Source organism: Pseudomonas sp. 02C 26 (genome assembly GCF_002843585.1).
GTDB lineage: Bacteria > Pseudomonadota > Gammaproteobacteria > Pseudomonadales > Pseudomonadaceae > Aquipseudomonas > Aquipseudomonas shirazensis.
In genome coordinates this window covers 3,997,501-4,018,428 of sequence record NZ_CP025262.1, presented here as the reverse complement: position 1 = coordinate 4,018,428, position 20,928 = coordinate 3,997,501, and the positions used below count along the sequence as shown (strand labels likewise).

20 protein-coding genes (1 of these 20 only partly in view) are annotated in these 20,928 nt (G+C 61.2%); 8 read left to right on the top strand and 12 right to left on the bottom strand.

The features are described from left to right. Positions 1-15: 15 nt before the first annotated feature. From CXQ80_RS18325 to CXQ80_RS18295, 7 genes are all read right to left on the bottom strand, one after another. Entirely contained in the window at positions 16-1,626 is a 1,611-nt protein-coding gene (locus tag CXQ80_RS18325; protein WP_101321805.1) for an NAD(P)/FAD-dependent oxidoreductase, read from the bottom strand. A 104-nt stretch (positions 1,627-1,730) separates the two neighbouring features. After that, positions 1,731-2,405: a COG3650 family protein gene (locus CXQ80_RS18320; RefSeq protein ID WP_101321804.1), complete on the bottom strand. Its 675-nt coding sequence runs from the start codon at positions 2,403-2,405 to the stop codon at positions 1,731-1,733. A 120-nt stretch (positions 2,406-2,525) separates the two neighbouring features. After that, entirely contained in the window at positions 2,526-3,227 is a 702-nt protein-coding gene (locus tag CXQ80_RS18315) for an ABC transporter ATP-binding protein (RefSeq protein WP_101321803.1), read from the bottom strand. Then, positions 3,227-3,994 carry a high-affinity branched-chain amino acid ABC transporter ATP-binding protein LivG gene (gene livG, locus CXQ80_RS18310; RefSeq protein ID WP_101321802.1) on the bottom strand — a complete coding sequence of 256 codons (768 nt, stop codon included), beginning with the start codon at positions 3,992-3,994 and terminating at the stop codon, positions 3,227-3,229. Before livG ends, CXQ80_RS18315 begins: the two co-directional genes overlap by 1 nt. Further along, positions 3,991-5,247 carry a high-affinity branched-chain amino acid ABC transporter permease LivM gene (locus CXQ80_RS18305; protein WP_101321801.1) on the bottom strand — a complete coding sequence of 419 codons (1,257 nt, stop codon included), beginning with the start codon at positions 5,245-5,247 and terminating at the stop codon, positions 3,991-3,993. Before CXQ80_RS18305 ends, livG begins: the two co-directional genes overlap by 4 nt. After that, a complete protein-coding gene (gene livH, locus CXQ80_RS18300) occupies positions 5,244-6,167 on the bottom strand; it encodes a high-affinity branched-chain amino acid ABC transporter permease LivH (RefSeq protein ID WP_101321800.1) in 924 nt (307 codons plus the stop codon). The genes CXQ80_RS18305 and livH overlap by 4 nt, the downstream gene beginning before the upstream one ends. Positions 6,168-6,391: 224 nt before the next feature. Then, entirely contained in the window at positions 6,392-7,507 is a 1,116-nt protein-coding gene (locus tag CXQ80_RS18295) for a branched-chain amino acid ABC transporter substrate-binding protein (protein ID WP_101321799.1), read from the bottom strand. Between the two features lie 356 nt (positions 7,508-7,863). On the opposite strand from CXQ80_RS18295, the gene CXQ80_RS18285 reads away from it, so the two are divergent. Next, positions 7,864-8,175, top strand: coding sequence for a DUF2288 domain-containing protein (locus tag CXQ80_RS18285; RefSeq protein WP_101321797.1), 312 nt, complete (start codon positions 7,864-7,866; stop codon positions 8,173-8,175). A 222-nt stretch (positions 8,176-8,397) separates the two neighbouring features. Further along, positions 8,398-9,285 (top strand): NAD(P)-dependent oxidoreductase, encoded by an 888-nt coding sequence (locus CXQ80_RS18280; protein WP_101321796.1) that lies wholly within the window; start codon positions 8,398-8,400, stop codon positions 9,283-9,285. Here the strand turns inward: CXQ80_RS18280 and CXQ80_RS18275 are convergent. Together CXQ80_RS18275 and rapA are read right to left on the bottom strand one after the other, a co-directional pair. After that, the gene (locus tag CXQ80_RS18275; RefSeq protein WP_101321795.1) at positions 9,185-11,449 is read right to left on the bottom strand and encodes a bifunctional diguanylate cyclase/phosphodiesterase; all 2,265 of its coding nucleotides are present in this window, start codon (positions 11,447-11,449) and stop codon (positions 9,185-9,187) included. The two genes, CXQ80_RS18280 and CXQ80_RS18275, sit on opposite strands and share 101 nt — an antisense overlap. A gap of 198 nt (positions 11,450-11,647) precedes the next feature. Beyond that, entirely contained in the window at positions 11,648-14,494 is a 2,847-nt protein-coding gene (gene rapA / locus CXQ80_RS18270; RefSeq protein WP_101321794.1) for an RNA polymerase-associated protein RapA, read from the bottom strand. Positions 14,495-14,616: 122 nt separating this feature from the next. Here rapA and CXQ80_RS18265 point away from each other — a divergent pair, with 122 nt between their 5' ends. The 4 genes from CXQ80_RS18265 (at position 14,617) to ccoM (ending at position 16,203) form a co-directional block, all read left to right on the top strand. Continuing rightward, positions 14,617-15,312 (top strand): M949_RS01915 family surface polysaccharide biosynthesis protein, encoded by a 696-nt coding sequence (locus CXQ80_RS18265; RefSeq protein ID WP_101321793.1) that lies wholly within the window; start codon positions 14,617-14,619, stop codon positions 15,310-15,312. Positions 15,313-15,401: 89 nt separating this feature from the next. Further along, on the top strand, positions 15,402-15,728 hold the full coding sequence (locus CXQ80_RS18260) for an aspartate-semialdehyde dehydrogenase (protein WP_101321792.1): 327 nt from the start codon (positions 15,402-15,404) through the stop codon (positions 15,726-15,728). A gap of 60 nt (positions 15,729-15,788) precedes the next feature. Beyond that, a complete protein-coding gene (locus tag CXQ80_RS24870) occupies positions 15,789-15,950 on the top strand; it encodes a hypothetical protein (RefSeq protein ID WP_178080789.1) in 162 nt (53 codons plus the stop codon). Between the two features lie 136 nt (positions 15,951-16,086). Beyond that, positions 16,087-16,203, top strand: a complete 117-nt coding sequence (ccoM, locus tag CXQ80_RS25145; protein ID WP_275967712.1) for a cytochrome c oxidase subunit CcoM — start codon at positions 16,087-16,089, stop codon at positions 16,201-16,203. Between the two features lie 89 nt (positions 16,204-16,292). Here the strand turns inward: ccoM and CXQ80_RS18255 are convergent, their stop codons facing one another. Continuing rightward, complete coding sequence (locus CXQ80_RS18255; RefSeq protein WP_101321791.1) at positions 16,293-17,510, bottom strand: ATP-binding protein; 1,218 nt, start codon at positions 17,508-17,510, stop codon at positions 16,293-16,295. 185 nt (positions 17,511-17,695) lie between these two features. On the opposite strand from CXQ80_RS18255, the gene CXQ80_RS18250 reads away from it, so the two are divergent. Further along, positions 17,696-18,016, top strand: a complete 321-nt coding sequence (locus CXQ80_RS18250) for a DUF2025 family protein (RefSeq protein ID WP_101321790.1) — start codon at positions 17,696-17,698, stop codon at positions 18,014-18,016. Positions 18,017-18,028: 12 nt separating this feature from the next. On the opposite strand, the gene CXQ80_RS18245 is transcribed toward CXQ80_RS18250, so the two are convergent. Continuing rightward, positions 18,029-19,105, bottom strand: coding sequence for a diguanylate cyclase (locus CXQ80_RS18245; RefSeq protein ID WP_101321789.1), 1,077 nt, complete (start codon positions 19,103-19,105; stop codon positions 18,029-18,031). A 125-nt stretch (positions 19,106-19,230) separates the two neighbouring features. Here CXQ80_RS18245 and CXQ80_RS18240 point away from each other — a divergent pair, with 125 nt between their 5' ends. Then, the gene (locus tag CXQ80_RS18240) at positions 19,231-20,325 is read left to right on the top strand and encodes an MBL fold metallo-hydrolase (RefSeq protein ID WP_101321788.1); all 1,095 of its coding nucleotides are present in this window, start codon (positions 19,231-19,233) and stop codon (positions 20,323-20,325) included. Between the two features lie 3 nt (positions 20,326-20,328). Here the strand turns inward: CXQ80_RS18240 and CXQ80_RS18235 are convergent, their stop codons facing one another. Continuing rightward, positions 20,329-20,928 carry the 3' portion of a formate/nitrite transporter family protein gene (locus tag CXQ80_RS18235; protein ID WP_101321787.1) on the bottom strand. It continues 294 nt past the right edge of the window, so 600 of the gene's 894 nt are visible here — the last part of the coding sequence; its start codon lies beyond the right edge, outside the window; the stop codon is at positions 20,329-20,331.

Below are 20,928 nucleotides of genomic sequence, written 5' to 3'. Positions count from 1 at the left end.
CGCCTGGGTTTCAGCTCACTGCAGCCCGAGGATATCCCGCGCTACGGCCTCAGCGATGCGAATGCCGTCGACACCTGCCGACAGAATACCACCCGCGTAACCTGCACCTTCACCGGCCGGGAACAGGCCCTTGACGTTGATGCTCTGGAAGCTGGCATCACGGGTGATGCGCAGCGGCGAGGAAGTCCGCGTCTCGAGCCCGGTCAGTACTGCGTCGTGCAGGTTGTAGCCCTTGATCTGCCGATCGAACGCCGGCAGCGCCTCGCGGATGGCCTCGATTGCGAAATCGGGCAGGCTCAGCGCCAGGTCACCCAAGGTCACGCCCGGCTTGTACGAAGGCTCGACACTGCCCAGCGCGGTCGAAGGCCGACCGGCGACAAAGTCGCCAACCAGTTGCGCCGGCGCCTGGTAATTGCTGCCGCCCAGCTCATAGGCGAGTGTCTCAAGCCGCTCCTGCAACTCGATGCCGGCAAGCGGTCCGCCCGGGTAATCCCGTTCTGGGTCGATGCCGACGACGATGCCCGAGTTGGCATTGCGCTCGTTACGCGAGTACTGGCTCATGCCGTTGGTCACAACTCGGCCAGGCTCGCTGGTTGCCGCAACCACAGTGCCGCCCGGGCACATGCAGAAGCTGTACACCGAGCGGCCGTTCTTGGCGTGATAGACCAGCTTGTAGTCAGCGGCGCCGAGTTTCGGGTGGCCGGCGTATTTGCCCAGGCGCGCCTTGTCGATCAAGGTCTGTGGGTGCTCGATGCGGAAACCGACCGAGAACGGCTTGGCTTCCATGAACACACCCTTGGCGTGCAGCATGCGGAAGGTGTCACGCGCGCTGTGGCCCAGAGCCAGCACCACGTGCCGCGCGTGCAACTGCTCGCCGCTGTCGAGGACAACGCCAGTGAGCTGTTCGCCGTCGAGGAGCAAGTCGCTGACTTTTTGCTCGAAGCGCACTTCGCCACCGAGGGCGATGATCTGCTCGCGCATGTTCTCGACCATGCCGGTCAGGCGGAAGGTACCGATGTGCGGCTTGTTGATGAACAGGATCTCGTCTGGCGCACCGGCCTTGACGAACTCTTCCAGCACTTTGCGGCCGTGGTGCAGCGGGTCCTTGATCTGGCTGTACAGCTTGCCGTCGGAGAAGGTCCCGGCGCCGCCTTCGCCAAACTGAACGTTGGACTCGGGGTTGAGCACGCTTTTGCGCCACAGGCCCCAGGTGTCCTTGGTTCGCTGGCGGACTTCCTTGCCGCGCTCGAGCACGATCGGCTTGAAGCCCATCTGCGCCAGCAACAGCCCGGCAAAGATCCCGCACGGGCCGAAGCCGACTACCAGAGGCCGCTCCTGCAGCTCGGCAGGAGCCTGGCCGACGTACTTGTAGCTGACGTCGGGGGCAACGCTGATGTTGTGATCGTCGGCGAATTTGTGCAGCAGTTCGGCTTCGTTGCTGGCGTGCAGGTCGATGGTGTAGATGAACAGCAGTTCGCTGTTCTTCTTGCGAGCATCGTAGCTGCGCTTGAACAGGGTGAAGCTCAGCAACTGGTCATCGGCAATCCCCAGGCGCTGGAGGATGGCCTCGCGCAGGGCTTCGTCAGGATGGTCCAGGGGCAGCTTCAGTTCAGTGATTCGTAGCATGGCAGGGTCCAGTATCCCGGCCTCTGGCGGCCGGCGGCTTTACACAAACCGCCAAGTATAAGCTGTTCGCCGGGCTCAAAGGCAGGATAAAAACCACTAGGCGATCAGTTGTCGCGGGCGCCGCCGTAGTAAGCGCAGCCGTGCACGGTCTGGCCATCGACGCGCAGCTCGGCACGCAGGTGGCGCACGGCGCCGGTGACGCTGTCGACGCAGCGCTGCGGAGCGAGCCACAGTTCGATGCGCTGGCCATTGGCTTCGCTGGACAGGTTGAGGCCACCGCCGGGCATCTGCTCTTCAAGGAACGGCAGTGGCAGCGGCGGCTGGCCGGCGCGGTTTAGGACCATGCCCTTGCCGCTGGCTTTGATGTCCCATTCCGGCGCATGGCCGCCGGCGCGCAGGGTCAGTTGCTTGAAGTTGGGGTCGTCGCAGGCACTGGCCGAAGGCTCCAGGCGATACAGCCGGCGCACATCCAGCTGGCCGTCGCTGTTGGCCTGCTTGCTGCCGGCAAGGCGCCCGCGGACATCGGCAAACAGCTTGTCGCCAGCGCCGTGGGCCAGGCTCGAGGCTTCCTGCAGGATGCCCGTGGCGCCGGCATCATTGACCACGAACGAGCGGCTTTCGCTGCAAGGTTTGAACAGCAGATGTCCGCCGCTGGCGCTCAGTTCGCCCTGCATGCGCGTGGTGCCAAGGTCAGGGTCGACCGGTTTGTCGGCCAGCATCTGGCAGCCGGCGAACAGTGGCAGCAGGGTGGCGAGCAGCAGAGGAGGGGTGCAACGCATGGGTGAGGCTCCGGGGACGCGGCGGGTGAAGTGCGCACGTTACCGAGCAGTACCCGGGATCACAAGGGGGGGGTGAAACGATTGGGGCCGCAAGGCGGCCCCAATGGATTACACGAAGGATCAACCGCCGAGGTAAGCGTCTCGCACCTTCGGGTCACTCAACAATGCTTCGCCAGTGCCCTGCATGACCACGTGACCGTTCTCCAATACATAGGCACGGTCAGCGATCTTGAGTGCCTGGTTGGCGTTTTGCTCGACCAGGAATACCGTCACACCATCACGGCGCAGTTGTTCGATGATATCGAAGATCTGCTGGATGATGATCGGCGCCAGCCCCAGCGACGGTTCGTCGAGCAGCAGCAACTTGGGCTTGCTCATCAGCGCACGACCAATCGCCAGCATCTGCTGTTCGCCACCGGACATGGTGCCGCCACGCTGTGAGTAGCGCTCTTTCAAGCGCGGAAACAGCTGCAGGACCTTGTCCAGTTGTTCCTGGTAATCGCCCTTGTCGGTGAAGAAACCGCCCATGGCCAGGTTCTCTTCGACAGTCAGACGGGCAAACACGCGGCGGCCTTCGGGGACCACGGCGATGCTCTTGCGCATGATGTGCGAAGACGGCTGGCCGACCAGCTCTTCCCCCAGGTACTTGATGCTGCCGCTGTGCGCCTGCGGCGAGCCGCACAGGGTCATCAGCAAGGTCGACTTGCCGGCACCGTTGGCGCCGATCAGGGTGACGATCTCGCCCTGGTTGATCTCGACATTGACGCCATGCAGCGCCTGGATCTTGCCGTAGAAAGTGGAAACGTTTTCGAACTTGAGCATTACGCTTCCCCCAGATAGGCCTTGATCACATCAGGATTGTCACGGATCTGCTCCGGGGTACCATCGGCCAGGGGCGTGCCCTGGTTGATCACGACGATATGGTCGGAGATGCTCATCACCAGTTTCATGTCGTGCTCGATCAGCAGCACAGTCACGTTGTGGGATTCGCGCAGGTAGCCGATCAATGCCTTGAGGTCTTCGGTTTCCTTGGGGTTCAAGCCGGCGGCAGGTTCGTCGAGCATGATGATCCGCGGTTGGGTCATCATGCAGCGGGCGATCTCCAGGCGGCGCTGCTGGCCGTAAGCGAGGGTGCCGGCAGTGCGGTTGGCGAACTCGGTCAGGTTGACCTTGTCCAGCCAGTACTGCGCGCGCTCCATGGCTTCGTGTTCGCTGCGGCGAAAGCTCGGGGTCTTGAACAGGCCGGCAAAGAAGTTGGTGTTCAAGTGCCGGTGCTGGGCGATCAGGAGGTTTTCCAGCGCGGTCATCTCTTTGAACAGACGCACGTTCTGGAAGGTCCGCACCACACCCTTGCGGGCGATCTGATGGCCGGCCAGGCCCTGAATCGGCTGGCCGTCGAGCAGAATGGTGCCGCCACTTGGCTTGTAGAAGCCGGTCAGGCAGTTGAACACCGTGGTCTTGCCGGCGCCGTTCGGGCCGATCAGCGCCACCACTTGTTTTTCCTTGACGGTCAGGGCCACGCCGTTGACCGCCAACAAGCCGCCGAAGCGCATGCTCAGGCCGCTGACTTGCAGAATTTCGCGGCTCATCGACGCAGCTCCATATGTGGTCGTTGCATAGGCAGCAAGCCCTGCGGACGCCAGATCATCATCAACACCATCAGCGCACCGAACATCAACATGCGGTACTCGCTGAATTCACGCATCAGCTCCGGCAGCAGGATCATCACGATGGCCGCGAGAATCACGCCCAACTGCGAACCCATACCGCCCAGCACAACGATGGCGAGGATGATTGCCGACTCGATGAAGGTGAACGACTCCGGTGTCACCAGCCCTTGCCGTGCGGCGAAGAAGCTGCCGGCAAAACCGGCGAAGCAGGCGCCCAGGGTAAATGCCGAGAGCTTGATCACGGTGGGGTTGAGGCCCAACGCACGGCAGGCGATCTCGTCTTCACGCAGTGCCTCCCACGCCCGCCCGATTGGCATGCGCAGCAGCCGGTTGATCACGAACAAGGCCAGCAAGGCCAGCAACAACGCTACCAGGTAGAGGAAGATGACCTTGTTGATCGAGTTGTACTCGATGCCGAAGTACTCGTGGAAGGTTTGCATGCCTTCAGCCGCGCGACGCTCGAACGACAGCCCGAAGAAGGTTGGCTTGGGGATGTTGCTGATGCCGTTGGGGCCGCCGGTGAGGTCGGTCAGGTTACGCAGGAACAGCCGAATGATCTCACCGAAACCGAGGGTCACGATCGCCAGATAGTCACCGCGCAAGCGCAATACCGGGAAGCCCAGCAAGAAGCCGAAGGTGGCTGCCATCAAGCCGGCAATCGGCAGGCAGATCCAGAAGCTCAGCCCGTAGTAGTGCGACAGCATGGCGTAACTGTAGGCACCCACTGCGTAAAAGCCGACATAACCCAGGTCGAGCAGGCCGGCCAGGCCGACGACGATGTTCAGCCCCAGACCGAGCATCACGTAGATCAGGATCAACGTAGCAATGTCGACCGCGCCGCGCGAGCCGAAGAACGGCCAGACCAATGCCACCACGATCAGGCCGAGGATGATCCAGCGCTGGGTCTTGGGCAAGGTCAGGAAGTTGCTCACCGCTGGCGAGATCAACTTGCGGTCCGAGCCACGGGCAGTCACTGCGCTCCACTGCTTGTCGAACAACACCCGCAGGAACATCAACACCGAACACACCGCAATCACGGTGATGGTGAACGGCCCCTGGCTATGCACGATCAGGTTGATGCCGTCGATGCTCAGCTTCAGGCCAAGTACCGGGAAGGCCACGGCCCAGACCAGCAGGGCGCTGAAAAACGCTTGTTTGATATTCTTGTTCATACTTTCTCAACCTCCGGACGGCCCAGAATGCCGGTCGGCCGGAACAACAGCACCAGAACCAACAGCCCGAACGCCACGACGTCCTTGTACTGGTCACCGAAGATATCGGCGCCAAAGGCTTCGGCCACACCCAGCACCAGGCCACCGAGCATGGCGCCCGGAATACTGCCGATGCCGCCCAGGACTGCCGCGGTGAAGGCTTTCAAGCCCACCAGGAAGCCGGCGTTGGGGTTGATCACCCCGTATTGCATGCTCAGCAACACGGCTGCCACTGCCGCCAGTGCGGCGCCAATGACGAAGGTCAGGGCAATGATGTTGTTGGTGTTGATACCGAGCAGGTTGGCCATCTTGATGTCCTCGGCACAGGCGCGGCAGGCGCGGCCCAGGCGGGAACGGGAGATGAACAGGGTCAACAGGGTCATGGCCACCAGGGTGACGACGAACACCAGTACCTGCATGTAGGAAATCAGCACTTCCTCTGCGCCGCCCGGGCCGAAGGAGAAGCTCCCAGGGATCAGGTTGGGGATCGACTTGTCCTTGGAATCCTGTGACAGCAGCACAGTGTTCTGCAGGAAGATCGACATGCCGATGGCAGAGATCAGCGGGATCAGACGGTTACTGTTGCGCAACGGGCGGTAGGCAACGCGCTCGATGCTGTAGCCATAGGCACTGGTTACGCAGATCGTGGCGATAAAGGCCACGGTCATCAGTATCGGCAGGGAATGGATGCCCATCATGGCCAGCCCGGCGAGTGCAATGAATGCCACGTAGGACCCGATCATGTACACCTCGCCGTGGGCGAAGTTGATCATGCCAATGATGCCGTACACCATCGTGTAACCGATGGCGATCAAGGCATAGGTGCTGCCGATGGTCAATCCATTAACCAGTTGTTGGAAGAAATGGTAGATCTCAGGCATTACAGCGCTCCTAAAAACCTGATTGCATTCGCTGGCGGGGGGTAACCCGGCGCGCCTCGTGGTCTGTGCGACGATGGCAGGGCTCGGCCAGTGAACCGCGGGTGACGGTTTTAAGATTTTCAGGTGAGGCGGCTGCCGGATCACGGCAATCGTTCTCATGAACCTCGTAAAACAAAGCCCACTGCTCGCACAGTGGGCTTTTCGGTCAGCTATTGATCACGCAGTTACTGCGGGGAGACTTCGGTCTTCGGCTTGCCGAAGTGCCATTCGTAAACCACGAACTTGAAGTCTTTCAGGTCGCCCTTGGCGTCATACGACAGGTCGCCGGTCGGGGTCTTGAAGGTGCCAGCGTGGATCGCTGCAGCCACTTTCTCGGCGTCTTCGGACTTGGCCGCAACGATACCGTCAGCGATCAACTGCACAGCGGAGTAGGCCGGGAACACGAATGGGCCGCTTGGGTCCTTGCCGTCAGCCTTGATGGCATCGGCAATGGCCTTGTTCGCAGGGTCAGCGTCGAACGACTTCGGCAGGGTCACCAGCAGGCCTTCCGAAGCGCCTTGGGCGATCTGCGAGATGGAGTCGTTGCCGACACCTTCCGGGCCCATGAACTTGGCTTTCAGGCCTTTTTCTTGCGCCTGGCGCAGGATCAGGCCCAGTTCTGGGTGGTAGCCGCCGTAGTAAACGAAGTCGACGTTGTTCTGCTTGAGCTTCTGGATGATCGAGGAGAAGTCCTTGTCACCCGCGTTCAGGCCTTCGAACACGGCAACTTTGGTGCCTTTGCTTTCCAGGGTCTGTTTGACCGCGGTAGCGATGCCTTCACCGTATTGCTGCTTGTCGTGCAGTACTGCAACGACCTTAGGCTTGACGTGGTCGGCGATGTAGTTGCCAGCAGCCGGGCCTTGCGCGCTGTCCAGGCCGATGGTGCGGAAGATCATCTTGTAGCCACGGGCGGTGATTTCCGGGCTGGTGGCAGCCGGGGTGATCATGATCACGCCTTCGTCTTCGTAGATGTCGGATGCAGGCTGGGTGGAGCTGGAGCACAGGTGACCGATTACGTACTTGACGCCATCGTTGACCACTTTGTTGGCTACGGCCACTGCTTGTTTAGGGTCGCAAGCGTCGTCATATTCCTTGGCCTCAAGCATCTTGCCATCGACGCCGCCCTTGGCGTTGATGTCCTTGATAGCTTGCTTGGCGCCGATGAACTGCATGTCGCCGTACTGGGTGACGGGACCGGTTTTCGGGCCGGCGATACCGATCTTGATGGTATCGGCAGCAAACGAATGGCTGGCTACGCCGGCCAGTACCATTGCAGCGAACAGCTTGGAAATCTTGATCATAGTGCTCCACTCATTCTGTTGTAATTCTTATAGTCCTGGCGGTCAGGGCTACAGACCGGGCGGGATGTGCAATGGCCACGCCATATGCACGCCCACCTTCCCCCGGAACATGTCCCGGAACTGTACCGGTACAGTGTAGAGCGCTGGCTCGACGCTTGAAAAGCCATCAAAAAGCGTCTGTTTCGCGGGGTGTCGCGTGATCGACATAAACATACAGAATAGCGCCATCAAATAGCCTCTATTCAGCGATGCATCCCCCATACTCGGGAGCCGTCGAGCAAATTACATATTTGCAACCGGGTTTTTCTGCAAAAATAGCGGCCTTTAAGTTGGCCGATTCTTGCTGGTAGGAACCCATGACTGATCAAACAAGCACCCTCTATGCCAAATTGCTTGGTGAGACTGCAATCATTGAGTGGAAGGCGCTGGAGCGTTTCTGGGCAAAGGGTGACCTGATTTGGGTCGACCCCGATCTGGACCTGATTACCGTTGCTGCAGCGATGGCCGAAAACCAAGGTGAAATGTTCGCCAAATGGCGGGCGGATGGCACTGTCGGCCCAGTATCGGCAGAGCAGGCGCTAGACATGCAGGCCCGTGATCCGCAAATCTGGGCTGTGGTGGTTTCGCCATTCGTGCTCATGCAGACAAAGCCCGCTACAAATCAGTGAGCTTTTTTGGTGCGTAGAAACAGGCAGGCGGTTGCTTATGGTGCGCGTTGACGTGCACGTTAGGTAGAAGTAAGTAACACCGCGAGCCTCGTTCGGCACAGCGGTAACAGTTTACGGAATGCGTAATAAAGGTGCAGGGCGCTCGCCACTGCGCTCAAGTCGAGGCCAGGGTGGCACTGTCACTTGCTGGTTGCTGTTGCACACACCGTTGATGGAGTTGCTATGAGTACTGCATTGCCTGCGTTGGGTTTCGCTGGGATTGGCTTGATGGGCCTGCCGATGTGCCGTCGCCTGTTGGCTGCCGGTTATCCATTGACGGTATGGAACCGCAGCCCGCACAAGTGCGACGAGTTGGTCGCTGCCGGCGCCCGGCTGGCGGCGAGCCCTGCAGAGCTGAGCCAGTACAGCGATATGGTGCTGTTGTGCCTGGCGGACACCCGCGTGGTCCGCGAGGTGGTGTTTGGTGAACAGGGGGTGGCCGCAGGCGGTCGGCACGGGCAATTGTTGGTCGACCTGTCCAGCCTTGAGCCCAGTGCGACGCGGGCAATGGCAGCCGAGCTGGCAGCGCGTTGTGGCATGGCCTGGCTGGATGCGCCAGTGTCGGGCGGCACAGCCGGGGCTACCGCCGGTAGCCTGGCGATCATGGTTGGCGGCGCAGCGCAGGATCTGGCCCGGGCACGGCCGGTGCTGATGCAGCTCGGTCAGCGCGTGACTCACATGGGCGCGGTAGGCGCGGGCCAGGTCACCAAAGCCTGCAACCAGATGATCGTTGCCTGCAATGCCTTGGTGATTGCCGAAGTGGTCGCCCTCGCCGAGCGCTCCGGCGTCGATGCCAGTTTGATCGCCGAAGCGCTGGCCGGTGGCTTTGCCGATTCCAAGCCGCTGCAGATACTTGCGCCGCAGATGGCAGCGAGCGAGTTCGAACCGGTCAAGTGGCATGTACGCACGCTGCTCAAGGACCTCGATGGCGCCGTCAAACTGTCCCACGAGCAGGGCTCGGCCGCACCGATCAGTGGCCTCGCCGCGCAACTGATGCGCTTGCACGGTAGCCAGGGCTGCCTGGAAAAAGATCCGGCAACTCTGGTTGAGCTGTATCGGCATCTGCCGTGAGCGCCGGTTGCTGGCGGTCGAGGCGCTGCAGTACCGGGTACAGCTCGGTCAACGGCACCGGTCGGCTGAGCAGGTAGCCTTGCAGGTAATCACAGCTATGGCTGACCAGAAACTGCTGCTGCTCCACGGTTTCGACGCCTTCGGTGACTACCTGCAGGTGCAGGGTGTGGGCCATCATGATGATTGCCTGGACGATCTCACGGTCTTTCTGGCTGACCGGGACTTCCTGGATAAATGAACGATCGATCTTCAGTACGTCCAGCGGCAGGCGTTTGAGGTAAGCCAGCGACGAATAGCCAGTGCCGAAGTCATCGATCGACAGCGCCACGCCTTGCCCGCGAATCCGCTTGAGCAGGTTGATGACCTGCTGAATGTCGCCCATCAGGGCGTTTTCGGTGACCTCCAGTTCCAGTTGTCGCGGCGCCAGGCCAGCCTGGAACAAGGCCTGTTGGACGTCATCTGGGAGCTCTTCGCGGGCCAGGGTCAGCGCCGAGCAATTGACCGTGACCTTGAGGCTGGCGTAACCATGCTGATTGAGCCGGGCAAGGTCGGCGCAGGCGCGGCGCAGCACCCACAGATCCAGCTCGGCGATCAGCCCGTTGGCTTCGGCGATGCCGATGAAGCGGTCAGGCCCGAGCAGACCGTGCTGCGGGTGTTGCCAGCGCACCAGCGCTTCCAGCTTGGCCACTTGACCGCTGCGTACGTCGAAAATCGGTTGGTAGTGCACGCACAGGCCGCGTTCTTCGAGCAAGGCAACCCGCAGTTCTTCCTCCAACTGCAGTTCCAGGGTCGCGCGAACACGCAGACTGCTATTGAAGAAGTTGAGGTTGTTGCGTCCGCAGCCTTTGGACTGATAAAGCGCCAGGTCGGCGTTTTTCAGCAATTCTTCGGCATTGCGGCCGTCGTCCGGATAGATGCTGATGCCGATGCTGGTGGTCATGACCATACGCCGTCCGCCCAGGTCGATCGGCTCTTTCATCCGCTGCATGATCCGCTGCGCCAGGTGACGGGCCTCGTCGCGGCTGTGCAGGCTGGTGACGATGCAGAATTCGTCGCCGCCAAACCGCGCCACCAGATCCTGGCTGCGGGTTGCGGCCTTGATGTGGTCGGCGATGACCTTGAGCAGATCATCGCCGGCGGCGTGGCCGAGGCTGTCGTTGATCCGCTTGAAGTGGTCGATGTCGAGGAACATCACCGCCAGCATGCCTTCATTTGCGGCGTGCTCGGCGAGACGTTCGGCAAATACCTGGTTGAAACCGCGGCGGTTGATCAGGTTGGTCAGTGCATCGTAGTGCGCGGCCTGCTGCAGCGACACCCGGGCCTGGTCAAGCTGGCTGAGCAGCACACTGACCCGGCGCAGGTCGTGCTCCTTGCTTTGCAGTTTTTTGTCGGCCAGCGCCGCGCTGATGCTGCTGGCGCTGATCAGCAGGGTGATGCAGGCAACGGTCAGGCCCAACTGCAGGCTGTTGTCAGTGGATGGCAGGCTCAGCGCAGCGTCTGCCGGGATCACCAGGGTCATGGCCGCCATGCCGGTAAAATGGGTAGCCACGATACCGCCGGCCATCAGCAGGCTGGCGCCGTACTTCATGGCCAGATGCAGGGTGCCGCTGCCGTTGCGAAAGTAACGCGCCATGACCAGCGCCAGCAGGCTGGCGACAATGGCAATCAGCAACGAGGCCAGCAGCAGGCTGGTCTGGTAGTACTGCACGGCGCTGGTCTTCATTGCCGCCATGCCGACGTAGTGCATCAAGGTCACACCGAGGCCGATGAATGTGGCTGCTTGCAGGTAATGACGCGGGCTCATCACATGGCGCTCAAGGCTGTGCATGGCGAACCACGAGGCGAGTAGGGCAAGCAGCAACGACAACCCTGTCAGCGCGGCGTCATAGTGGGTTTCCAGCGGCGCGTGAAAGGCCAGCATGCTGATGAAATGCAAGGCCCAGATACCGCCTGCCAGGCAGCATGCGCCGAGGATCCGCCATTGCCGGCGAGCGTTGTCGTTCTCGCTGTGGCATTGGCGCTCAGCCATATCCAACGTGGCAAACGCCGCAGCGCTGACGACGATATAGGCCAGAATGATCAGCAATGGCTCGTGACGGCAGTCGATAACGATCTGTCCGGTTGCCGGTAGCTCGGCGAACAATTGCAGTCCCAGCCACTCCATCGCGCCTCTCCGTGGTGCCCTGCATCCGTCCCCAACGGGGACTCATGAACACGCAGTATAGGAAAAGGTAGTTAAGCCTTCCTGATTAATGGCTATTTGGTTGCTACGATTTGGTTATCAAGCTGATAGCGGGCGGAAATAAAAAGGGCGCCGTAAGGCGCCCTGGTTTTTACTGCTTGAGAGTCGTACTTGGACTACTCAGCCCGCGACCAGCACCCGAATCGCTTCCAGACGCAAAGCCGCCTTGTCGAGCATTGCCAAGCCCTGCTCACGCTGTGCACGCAGCGCATCGATTTCGCTGTCACGTACCGTCGGGTTGACGGCCTTGAGTGCGGTCAGGCGTGCCAACTCCTCATCCGCTTCGGCAGCCAGGCGACGCTGCGCCTCGGCCACGCGCTCGACGTGCACCGGCTCGATCTTGGCTTCGGCACCACTGATACGCTGGGCCAATACATCGCGCTGCGCCTGGATGAACTTGTTGGCGCTGGCCCGCGGCACGCTTTCGAGCTGCTCGTTGAGCGTCTCGAAGGCCACCCGTGCGGCCAGGTCGTTGCCGTTGGCATCGAGCAAACAGCGCAGGGCAGCGGTCGGCAGGTAACGGCCAAGTTGCAGGCTGCGAGGCGCGACCACTTCACTTACGTAGAGCAGTTCGAGCAGGACGGTGCCTGGCTTGAGCGCCTTGTTCTTGATCAACGCTACGGCGGTGTTGCCCATCGACCCGGACAGCACCAGGTCCATGCCGCCCTGTACCATTGGGTGTTCCCAGGTGAGGAACTGCATGTCTTCGCGCGACAATGCCTGGGCCCGGTCGTAGGTGATGGTCACGCCTTCGTCGTCACCCAACGGGAAGCTGGCGTCGAGCATCTTTTCGCTCGGCTTGAGGATCAGGGCGTTTTCCGAATGGTCCTCGCTGTCGATACCAAAGGCATCGAACAGGGTTTCCATATAAATAGGCAGGGCGAACTGGTCGTCCTGCTCCAAGATCGCCTCGACCAGTGCCTGACCTTCGCCAGCACCGCCGGAGTTGAGCTCGAGCAAGCGGTCGCGGCCGCTGTGCAGTTCGGACTCGAGGCGCTCGCGGTCAGCGCGGGCTTCGTCCACCAGGGTGTTCCAGGCGCTGGCTTCGCCATCGCCGAGCAGCGAAAGCAAGCGCGAACCGTGGCGATGTTGCAGGGCGTTGCCGGTCGGGCAAGTGGCGAGGAACGCATTCAGTGCCAGGTGGTACCACTGGAACAGGCGCTCTTGCGGGCTGTCCTGCAGGTACGGGATATGCAGCTCGATGGTGTGCTTCTGGCCGATCCGGTCGAGACGGCCAATGCGCTGCTCGAGCAGGTCGGGGTGGGCTGGCAGGTCGAACATCACCAGGTGATGAGCGAACTGGAAGTTGCGGCCCTCACTGCCGATTTCCGAGCAGATCAGTACTTGAGCGCCGAACTCTTCATCGGCGAAGTAGGCTGCCGCGCGATCCCGTTCGAGGATGCTCATCCCTTCATGGAATACCGTGGTTGGGATGCCGGAGCGCACGCGCAGGGCGTCTTCCAGGTCCATCGCGGTCTCGGCGTGGGCGCAGATCACCAGGACCTTGGTGCGCTTGAGCATTTTCAGCGTGTCGATCAGCCAGTCGACCCGTGGGTCGAAGCGCCACCAGCGTTGCTCGTCATCGCCTGGGCCCTGGGCCTGGAAGGCCACTTCCGGATACAGCTCGGCGCGCTCGCCGGCCGGCAGTGCGCTGTACTGCTCAGGGTTGGGCAGCGGGTAGGGATGCAGATGACGCTCGGGGAAGCCTTGCACGGCAGCACGGGTGTTACGGAACAGCACGCGGCCGGTACCGTGGCGATCGAGCAGCTCGCGGATCAAGCGTGCGCTGGCTTCGCTGTCGCCATCGTTGACGGCAGTCAACAAGGCTTCGCCTTCGGCACCGAGGAAACCGTGGATAGTGGCGTGGGCCTTGGGCGACAGGCGGCCTTGTTCGAGCAGCTCCTGCACTGCTTCGGCGACCGGGCGGTAGTTCTCGCTCTCGGCGCGGAAGGCTGCCAGGTCGTGGAAACGATGCGGGTCGAGCAGACGCAGGCGCGCGAAGTGGCTGTCCTGGCCAAGTTGCTCGGGGGTCGCGGTCAGCAGCAGCACGCCAGGGATGACCTCGGCCAGTTGCTCGACCAGGGAATATTCCGCGCTGGCGTTTTCTTCGTGCCAGACCAGGTGATGCGCTTCATCGACCACCATCAGGTCCCAGCCGGCGGCGAACAGCGCGTCCTGAGCCTTCTCGTCTTCGACCAGCCACTCCAGCGCGACCAACGCCAGCTGGGCGTCTTCGAACGGGTTGCTGGCATCGCTTTCAATGAAACGTTCGGCGTCGAACAGCGCTACCTGCAGGTTGAAGCGCCGGCGCATCTCTACCAGCCACTGGTGCTGGAGATTTTCTGGAACGAGGATCAGCACCCGATTGGCGCGGCCGGTGAGCAGTTGGCGGTGAATCACCAGGCCTGCTTCGATGGTCTTGCCCAGGCCTACTTCATCGGCCAGCAGAACGCGCGGGGCGATCCGGTCAGCGACCTCACGGGCGATGTGCAGCTGGTGCGCGATCGGTTGCGCGCGGCAGCCGCCCAACCCCCACAGGCTCGACAGCATCTGTTTGCTGTTGTGCTGCAGGGTGTTGTAACGCAGCGAGAACCACGCCAGCTGGTCGATCTGCCCGGCGAACAGGCGGTCGCTGGCCAGGCGGAACTGGATGAAGTTGGACAGCTGGGTTTCCGGCAGGGTGCGCGGCTGGTTCTGTGCGTCGAGGCCGTGGTAGACCATCAAGCCGTCGACGTCATCGACCTCGCGCACGGTCAGCTTCCAGCCTTCGAAATGAGTGATCTGGTCGCCCGGCGAGAAGCGCACGCGGGTCAGCGGCGCATTGCGCAGGGAATATTGACGGGTGTCGCCAGTGGCCGGGTACAGCACGGTCAGCAAGCGGCCATCCTGTGCCAGGATGGTACCCAGGCCGAGCTCGGCTTCGCTGTCGCTGATCCAGCGTTGCCCCGGTTGATACTGCTGCGCCATACTGCCTGAACTCCCGCCGATGAAAAGCCGGCTATGTTAACGGATAGACCGGGCAGACCAAAGAGTTAACAGACTAGCCGTTTCATCGACGCCCACCCGCAGCGACGAGGATACCCAGCCCAATGCCTGCCAAGTACCGTTGGTTGACCGCTTCCATGGGCCTGGGCAGCTTGCTGCTGATGGCCGGTTGCGAGCAGAACAATTTCCAGTCCTTGGCGCCGATCGCCGCCGAGCAGCTCGAGGTGCTTGGTGTGCGTACACCGATCAAGAGCGTGCATTTTCGCGACCGCGACGGCGAGGGGCTGTTGGTGTTGAGCCGTACCGATGGCCAGGCCAGTGACCCCGAGAGCGAGCAGGAAGTCGACAAGGTGGTGCTCAAAGCCACCCTGTACGGGCGCACTGCCGGCAGCGAAGCGTTCAAGCCGCGCTGGCAGATCGAGCAAGAGACCACCTGCCCGGGGCTGGACCTGGATGTCGACTTCTATACCGATGTCAGTGACGTCAGCGATCTGAATGGCGACGGTGTCGCCGAAGTGACAGTGGCTAGCCACGCATTCTGCGGCGGTGGTATTGACCCGCACGACATTGCAATCGAACTGCGTGAAGGTGCTTCGGTCTACAGCATCACCGGTCAGTCCTTGATCAGCCCGGCAGGAGAACAACCTATCGGCGGTGAGCGGGTTGATAGCGCTTCACTGAAGAATGCCGCGCAGGTCCTGCGTGATCATCTGGATGCGGTGTGGCAGAAGGTCTACAAACGGCCGTGGAGCGAAGTCAGCCCCGAGCCGGATGATGCAGATGACGACCTACCCGATTAAGCAAGCCTGGCTGGCGGCGCTCGCTTCCCGTAGTGAGGCACTCAAGGCCGGTTCACACCGGCCGATACAGTAGTGACAGGAGAACCTCAATGCTGCCGCCGATCATTCCACTCAGTGCCATGCCCGTGACCACCCAGCACGATCCGGTCAAACAGACACCGGACATCCGCCCGGTTGTCCCTGCGCAGCCAGCTCCCGATGACAGCTCGATCAACCTCAAGCAGCAGCGCGACCCCAACGAGCAGGCCTTGCTCCTGCGTGAAGAGCAGCGCCGCCAGCATCAGCGCCGCCACGATGAGGATGACGAGCGTTACGAGGCACTCGCCGGTGAGGAACTCAATGCCGACAACACCGTGCCTGTAGCGCCCCTGGGCGAACGCCCGCGCCAGGGTCTGCTGGTCGATATCGAAGTCTGACTGGCCAACATCGACGCCTGGCGGCATCATGCACTTATCTGCTGACAGCCGGGCCCGCCCATGAGTGACGACAACCTGATCGACTTCGGTGCCGAGCGCGCCAAACGTATCCATGATCTCAAGGACAAGCGCCTTGATGAAATGCGCCAGGCCTTCGAGCAAGCCATGCCGCTGACCGCTGGCAAAAAGAAAAAGCCCAAGAACAAACCCAAAAAGCGCTGAAACTTGACGCAGGTCAACCCTGCGCCCGCCTCCAGTGCCCGGTCCCGGGCACTATTGACCCCGGTCAATTTCCTCCCTGCTCCTATTCGCTACCTTACATCCATCGGACGACGGCAGATAAACAGGGAGCGCCGACATGTTCTTCGACAATGTGGTTATCGCAGGTGTTGTGACGGTCGGATTGATGCTGGTCTTCTTCGCCGGTCTGGGCATTTTCATCTGGAAGGATTCGCACAAGCGCAAACAGCGCTGATCCTTCCCGATTCATGAGCACGCAAGGCATTTAGGGCGACTTCGGTCGCCCATTTTTTTGTCTGGATTTTCTTGCTGGCGCAGCGCGGCTTACTGTTCCGGCAACAGTGCTTGAACAGCCGTCTCAAGCCGATCAACGGCCAGGTGAAAGCTGAACACAGTTCCGCCCGCAAGGCTTGATGCCACTTGCATGTGCCCGCCGTGGGCAAGGGCGATCTGGTTGGCAATATACAGGCCGAGGCCCAGGCCTTGTTGATGGGCTGTGGCGCGTGTTCGGGTAAAGGGCTGAAACAGCTGAGCGAGGGTCTGCGCGGGGATCGGTTCGCCCAGGTTATGTACGCTCAGCAGGAAGTGGCCGTCATGGATGTTTGCACCAACCGTCACCACACCCTGCGGGTCACCATGCACCAGGGCGTTGGCGATCAGGTTGGATAACAACTGGGCAATCCGCTCAGGGTCACAATACAAACCGTCGATCTCGCCCAGTTGCAGCTGCAATAGGCGCTGTGGATGGACGCGTTGCAGTTCCGAGGCAACGTGCCGCAGTACCTCGGCCAGGTCATGGCACGGTTGCTGCGCAAGGGCGATACCGCTGCCCAGGCGGCCGCGGGCGAAGTCCAGCACATCACGCACAAGATTGCTCGCCCGTTGACCGCAGGTGAGGATGTGCTTGGCCAGTGCCTGGTGTTTTTGCTCGGTCAGGCGCTGCACCAGCAGCTCTGCGCCGGCGGTGATGGCGAACAGCGGGTTGCGCAGGTCGTGGCCCAGCACGGCAATGAACTGCTCGCGCACCTCTGCCATCGCTCGCTCCTGCTGCAGGGCGTGTTCGGTACGCTGCGCCTGTTCTTCATGTTCTATCTGCACCGACAGCAGGCGGGCAAAGCCCTCGACCATTGGCTGTACTGCGCTGTTTTTCAGCGCGAACGGCTCGGGATCAAGCGCGCAGATGGTGCCGAAGAAACTGCCGTCCTGCCGGTACACCGGCACAGAGATGTAACTCTCGAACTTGTATTGCTTGGGGGTGGGGTGCTGGCAGTAGAGCTGGTCTTCACTGGCCTTGTCGATCACGATCGCCTGATGTGAGCTGCGGATTACATTGCAAAAGGTAGTGGCGATGTCCAGCTCGCCGCCTACATCCATGCCGAACCCGAGGCCGTCCAGCACCGCACAGGCGGTCCAGCTGTGCTCGGTGACCCGCGCCACTGCAGCAAAGCGCATACCGGTGCTCTGGCAGATAACCTGAAGAATCGCCGGCACGGCACTGATGCGACCAATGGTGGCGATGTCGGAACTTACCGCGTTGTTCATGCAGGGTTCCACGGCCCCTTGGGCCACATCAATTATTTGCCGGGTATTCTAGCGGGCTTGCCAGGAGCAGATCAAAAAGCTTGGCGAAGCGCTGGCCAGTTGCGCTAGGCTGAAAGCCGCGCGTGGCCCGCCAGAGGCCGCCGCAGGCTTTGCGTGCGTCACTCTCTTAACTAGCGAGGTACGCCATGGCCATTACTTCTCAAGACATCTGCAGCGCCGCCGACCAGCTCAATGGCTTTGTCGGTTATCACGCCAAGCGCGGCAGTCATATCGTGCGCTTTTCCGAAGATGCGTTTGGCATGGATGTAGCGGACGACAGCATTACACCGTGTAGCGAATTCGTCTGGCGGGCCGAGTCCGGGCAGCGCATGGCGTTGTGCCGTGAGCGCCTGGCCCTGCTGCTCGGCCAGCATGTGGACGACCGCCTGAATATCGCCGAGCCGTTGCGCATCTATCTGCAGCGCAGCGATCTGCCGGAGATCGTTGCCGAGCGCCGTCTGCGTTGAATGTGGCCCCGCTCAGTCTGGGTATGCCAGCCTGAGCGGGGCAGCAGGCCCATGATTGAAGCTGACCTGGTCGCGGCCCTGATGTTTGGCGGCATAGAGTGCTTTGTCGGCGTGTTCCAGCCAGTGCTCCGGCGACTTCAAAAGCTCATCATAGGCTGCCAGACCAATGCTCAAACTGATCCGTAACATGGGTAGTTGCGGGTTGCGGTAGGCATTGACCCGCTCACGCAGCGCTTCCATCGCCAGCCCAGCCCGGGCTTGGTCAGCCCCTGGGAATATCACGCAGAACTCGTCGCCACCGTAGCGCCCGGCCTGATCATCCGGGCCAAGGCTGCGCTGCAGTTCCTGGCTCAAGTGGCGCAGCACGCAGTCGCCGACGACGTGACCATAAGTGTCATTGATGGCCTTGAAATGGTCGATGTCGATCAGGGCGATCATTGCCGGCAGGCGCTGTTGGCGGCTGATCTGGAACTTGAGCAGGAGCAGGTCCTTCCATGAACCGTGATTGAGCAAACCAGTCAGGCTGTCGGTACGGCTCAGTGCGCTGAGCTGACGTTTATGGTCGGCCAGGTTGATCGCCAGGCGATAACACACCCATCCAAGTGCCACGGGATACAGGGCCAGCATTGGCAGGCACGCCCAGACCTGCAGGGCGCTGGTCTGTAACTGCAGGCCGCTGCCCAGCATCGCGCTGGCGAGCAGCATCCCGGCCAATTGCCCGAGCAGCCCGCGCGCCAGCAGGGATTTGCCGCCGGCGGCAACATTGTTCATTGTGATCATCGACAGGATGGTCACGGTGGGCAGAGGATTGAAGTGCATGGCCGCCACCCAGAAGCCGCCCATCAGTGAGTCCAGCAGCAGGTTACGTTGTTCGGCCCGGTAGGGCGCAGTGGAATGCTTGGCCCATAGATAAGCAACGTGTGGCCACAGCAAGCCATTAACCAGCATCAACGCCCAGACCCAGCCGGGAGGATGCAGCGGTGCCATGGCGGCCATCACGCTGAACAGGCCGATGCCCATGCCGAGAATCCTGGGCAGGTAGATGCGCCTGACGAATGAGAGTCCCTTGCCGCTTCTGTTGTCGATCATGATCGTAGTTCTTCCGTGGGGCGCCGTTTATCGCATAAATCGGGTGAATATTGTTCAACAGACTCACCTCAGCGAAAAATGACCTTACAAGCCATTTCACGGTTGATCCAACGCTGTGGGGTAATATGAAGGCCTTGTTTCTCTACGGAGTGCTCCTGTTCATGCTGCCCACGGACTCCCCCGCCGGTGAACCGGCGCGTTATCAGGATGGGCGCTTTCACAACCAGGCGGCCCTGCCACAGGACGGCATGCTGAAAAAACTGCGCATTGGTCTCAAATACCTGTTCTTGCGCAAACCACCGCAAACGCGGCCAGCGACGGCTATTACCTTGCAGCCGATGAGCCGGCAGCAGTTGCTTGATTCGCCAGACCACAGTCTGTGGCGGCTGGGGCACTCGACGATACTGCTCAAGCTGCGTGGGCGCTTTTTCCTCACCGACCCGGTGTTTGCCGAGCGCGCCTCGCCGGTGCAGTGGGCCGGGCCGCAGCGCTTTCACCCTTCGCCGTTGGCGACCAACGAGATTCCGCCGTTGGCAGCCGTGATCCTGTCCCATGATCACTTCGATCACCTCGACGAGCATGCCATTCGCCAGTTGGCGCCGCGCACGGATGTTTTCCTGGTGCCGCTAGGAGTTGGTGACCGCCTGATCGGGTGGGGAGTGCCAGCTGGCAAGGTGCGCCAACTCGATTGGTGGCAGGAGGCCGAGGTGGCGGGCGTGCGCTTTGCCGCCACACCTGCGCAGCACTTCTCCGGGCGAGGTCTGTTCGACAGCAATCAGACGTTGTGGGCGTCCTGGGTGATTATCGATGACGGGCTGCGGCTGTTTTTCAGTGGCGATACCGGTTACTTCGATGGTTTTCGTCAGATAGGCGAGCGCTACGGTCCGTTCGACCTCACGCTGATTGAAACCGGCGCCTACAACCTGGCCTGGCCCAGCGTGCACATGCAGCCCGAGCAAAGCTTGCAAGCACACCTGGATCTGCGTGGGCGTTGGATGCTGCCTATCCACAATGGCACCTTTGATTTGTCTACCCATACCTGGCAGGAGCCGTTCGAACGTATTCTCGCGCTGGCCGGCGCTGCTCACGTCAAGCTGAGCACGCCGCAGATGGGCGAGCGTGTCAGCCTCGACTCACCCCACGCCGGGCAGAACTGGTGGCAACCGCGCCCCCTGCGTCAGCAGGGCAGGGCGCAACCCAGTTCAGTTGTCTCGCGTTAGCTATTAAAGACGCGGCTCTTGGCGATCGTTATTTTGGTTGGCTTCCTTTAATAGCTTGGACGGTGGCTTGCCGCTGTCGCTGCGCACCTGGGCGTGGCTGATCAAGGCAAAGATGAAGCTGCCACCGATGATGTTGCCGGCCAAGGTAGGCAGGGCAAACTCGAACACAAAAGCCTGCCAGGTTTCATCGCCAGCCCAGACCAAATAGGAAACCTCAACCGAGCCCACCACGATATGGGTGAAGTCGCCGAGGGCCATCATGTAGGTGATCAGCAGGATGATCCAGATCTTGGCGTTCTCCATTGCCGGGATCATCCAGACCATGGTTGCGATCATCCAGCCCGATATGATGCCTTTGGCAAACATCTGGCTGATGTCGTTTTGCATGACCTTGCGGCCTATCTCCAGGAATGCCACGTCTGCCTTGCTGTCGAAAATCGGCAGCTCGAGCATGACCCAGGACACCAGCAGCGTGCCGGCCATATTGCCCAGCAGCACCACGCTCCATAAACGCAACAAGCGGCCGAGGTTGCCCAGGGTCGGGGTAGTCATCACTGGCAGCACGGCAGTGAGCGTGTTTTCGGTAAACAACTGCTGCCGCGC

Bases quoted from the DNA above. Each gene is read 5' to 3' on its own strand.
- CXQ80_RS18325 (WP_101321805.1), bottom strand. From the start codon at position 1,626: ATGCTACGAATCACTGAACTGAAGCTGCCCCTGGACCATCCTGACGAA.
- CXQ80_RS18320 (WP_101321804.1), bottom strand. From the start codon at position 2,405: ATGCGTTGCACCCCTCCTCTGCTGCTCGCCACCCTGCTGCCACTGTTC.
- CXQ80_RS18315 (WP_101321803.1), bottom strand. From the start codon at position 3,227: ATGCTCAAGTTCGAAAACGTTTCCACTTTCTACGGCAAGATCCAGGCG.
- livG (WP_101321802.1), bottom strand. From the start codon at position 3,994: ATGAGCCGCGAAATTCTGCAAGTCAGCGGCCTGAGCATGCGCTTCGGC.
- CXQ80_RS18305 (WP_101321801.1), bottom strand. From the start codon at position 5,247: ATGAACAAGAATATCAAACAAGCGTTTTTCAGCGCCCTGCTGGTCTGG.
- livH (WP_101321800.1), bottom strand. From the start codon at position 6,167: ATGCCTGAGATCTACCATTTCTTCCAACAACTGGTTAATGGATTGACC.
- CXQ80_RS18295 (WP_101321799.1), bottom strand. From the start codon at position 7,507: ATGATCAAGATTTCCAAGCTGTTCGCTGCAATGGTACTGGCCGGCGTA.
- CXQ80_RS18285 (WP_101321797.1), top strand. From the start codon at position 7,864: ATGACTGATCAAACAAGCACCCTCTATGCCAAATTGCTTGGTGAGACT.
- CXQ80_RS18280 (WP_101321796.1), top strand. From the start codon at position 8,398: ATGAGTACTGCATTGCCTGCGTTGGGTTTCGCTGGGATTGGCTTGATG.
- CXQ80_RS18275 (WP_101321795.1), bottom strand. From the start codon at position 11,449: ATGGAGTGGCTGGGACTGCAATTGTTCGCCGAGCTACCGGCAACCGGA.
- rapA (WP_101321794.1), bottom strand. From the start codon at position 14,494: ATGGCGCAGCAGTATCAACCGGGGCAACGCTGGATCAGCGACAGCGAA.
- CXQ80_RS18265 (WP_101321793.1), top strand. From the start codon at position 14,617: ATGCCTGCCAAGTACCGTTGGTTGACCGCTTCCATGGGCCTGGGCAGC.
- CXQ80_RS18260 (WP_101321792.1), top strand. From the start codon at position 15,402: ATGCTGCCGCCGATCATTCCACTCAGTGCCATGCCCGTGACCACCCAG.
- CXQ80_RS24870 (WP_178080789.1), top strand. From the start codon at position 15,789: ATGAGTGACGACAACCTGATCGACTTCGGTGCCGAGCGCGCCAAACGT.
- ccoM (WP_275967712.1), top strand. From the start codon at position 16,087: ATGTTCTTCGACAATGTGGTTATCGCAGGTGTTGTGACGGTCGGATTG.
- CXQ80_RS18255 (WP_101321791.1), bottom strand. From the start codon at position 17,510: ATGAACAACGCGGTAAGTTCCGACATCGCCACCATTGGTCGCATCAGT.
- CXQ80_RS18250 (WP_101321790.1), top strand. From the start codon at position 17,696: ATGGCCATTACTTCTCAAGACATCTGCAGCGCCGCCGACCAGCTCAAT.
- CXQ80_RS18245 (WP_101321789.1), bottom strand. From the start codon at position 19,105: ATGATCGACAACAGAAGCGGCAAGGGACTCTCATTCGTCAGGCGCATC.
- CXQ80_RS18240 (WP_101321788.1), top strand. From the start codon at position 19,231: ATGAAGGCCTTGTTTCTCTACGGAGTGCTCCTGTTCATGCTGCCCACG.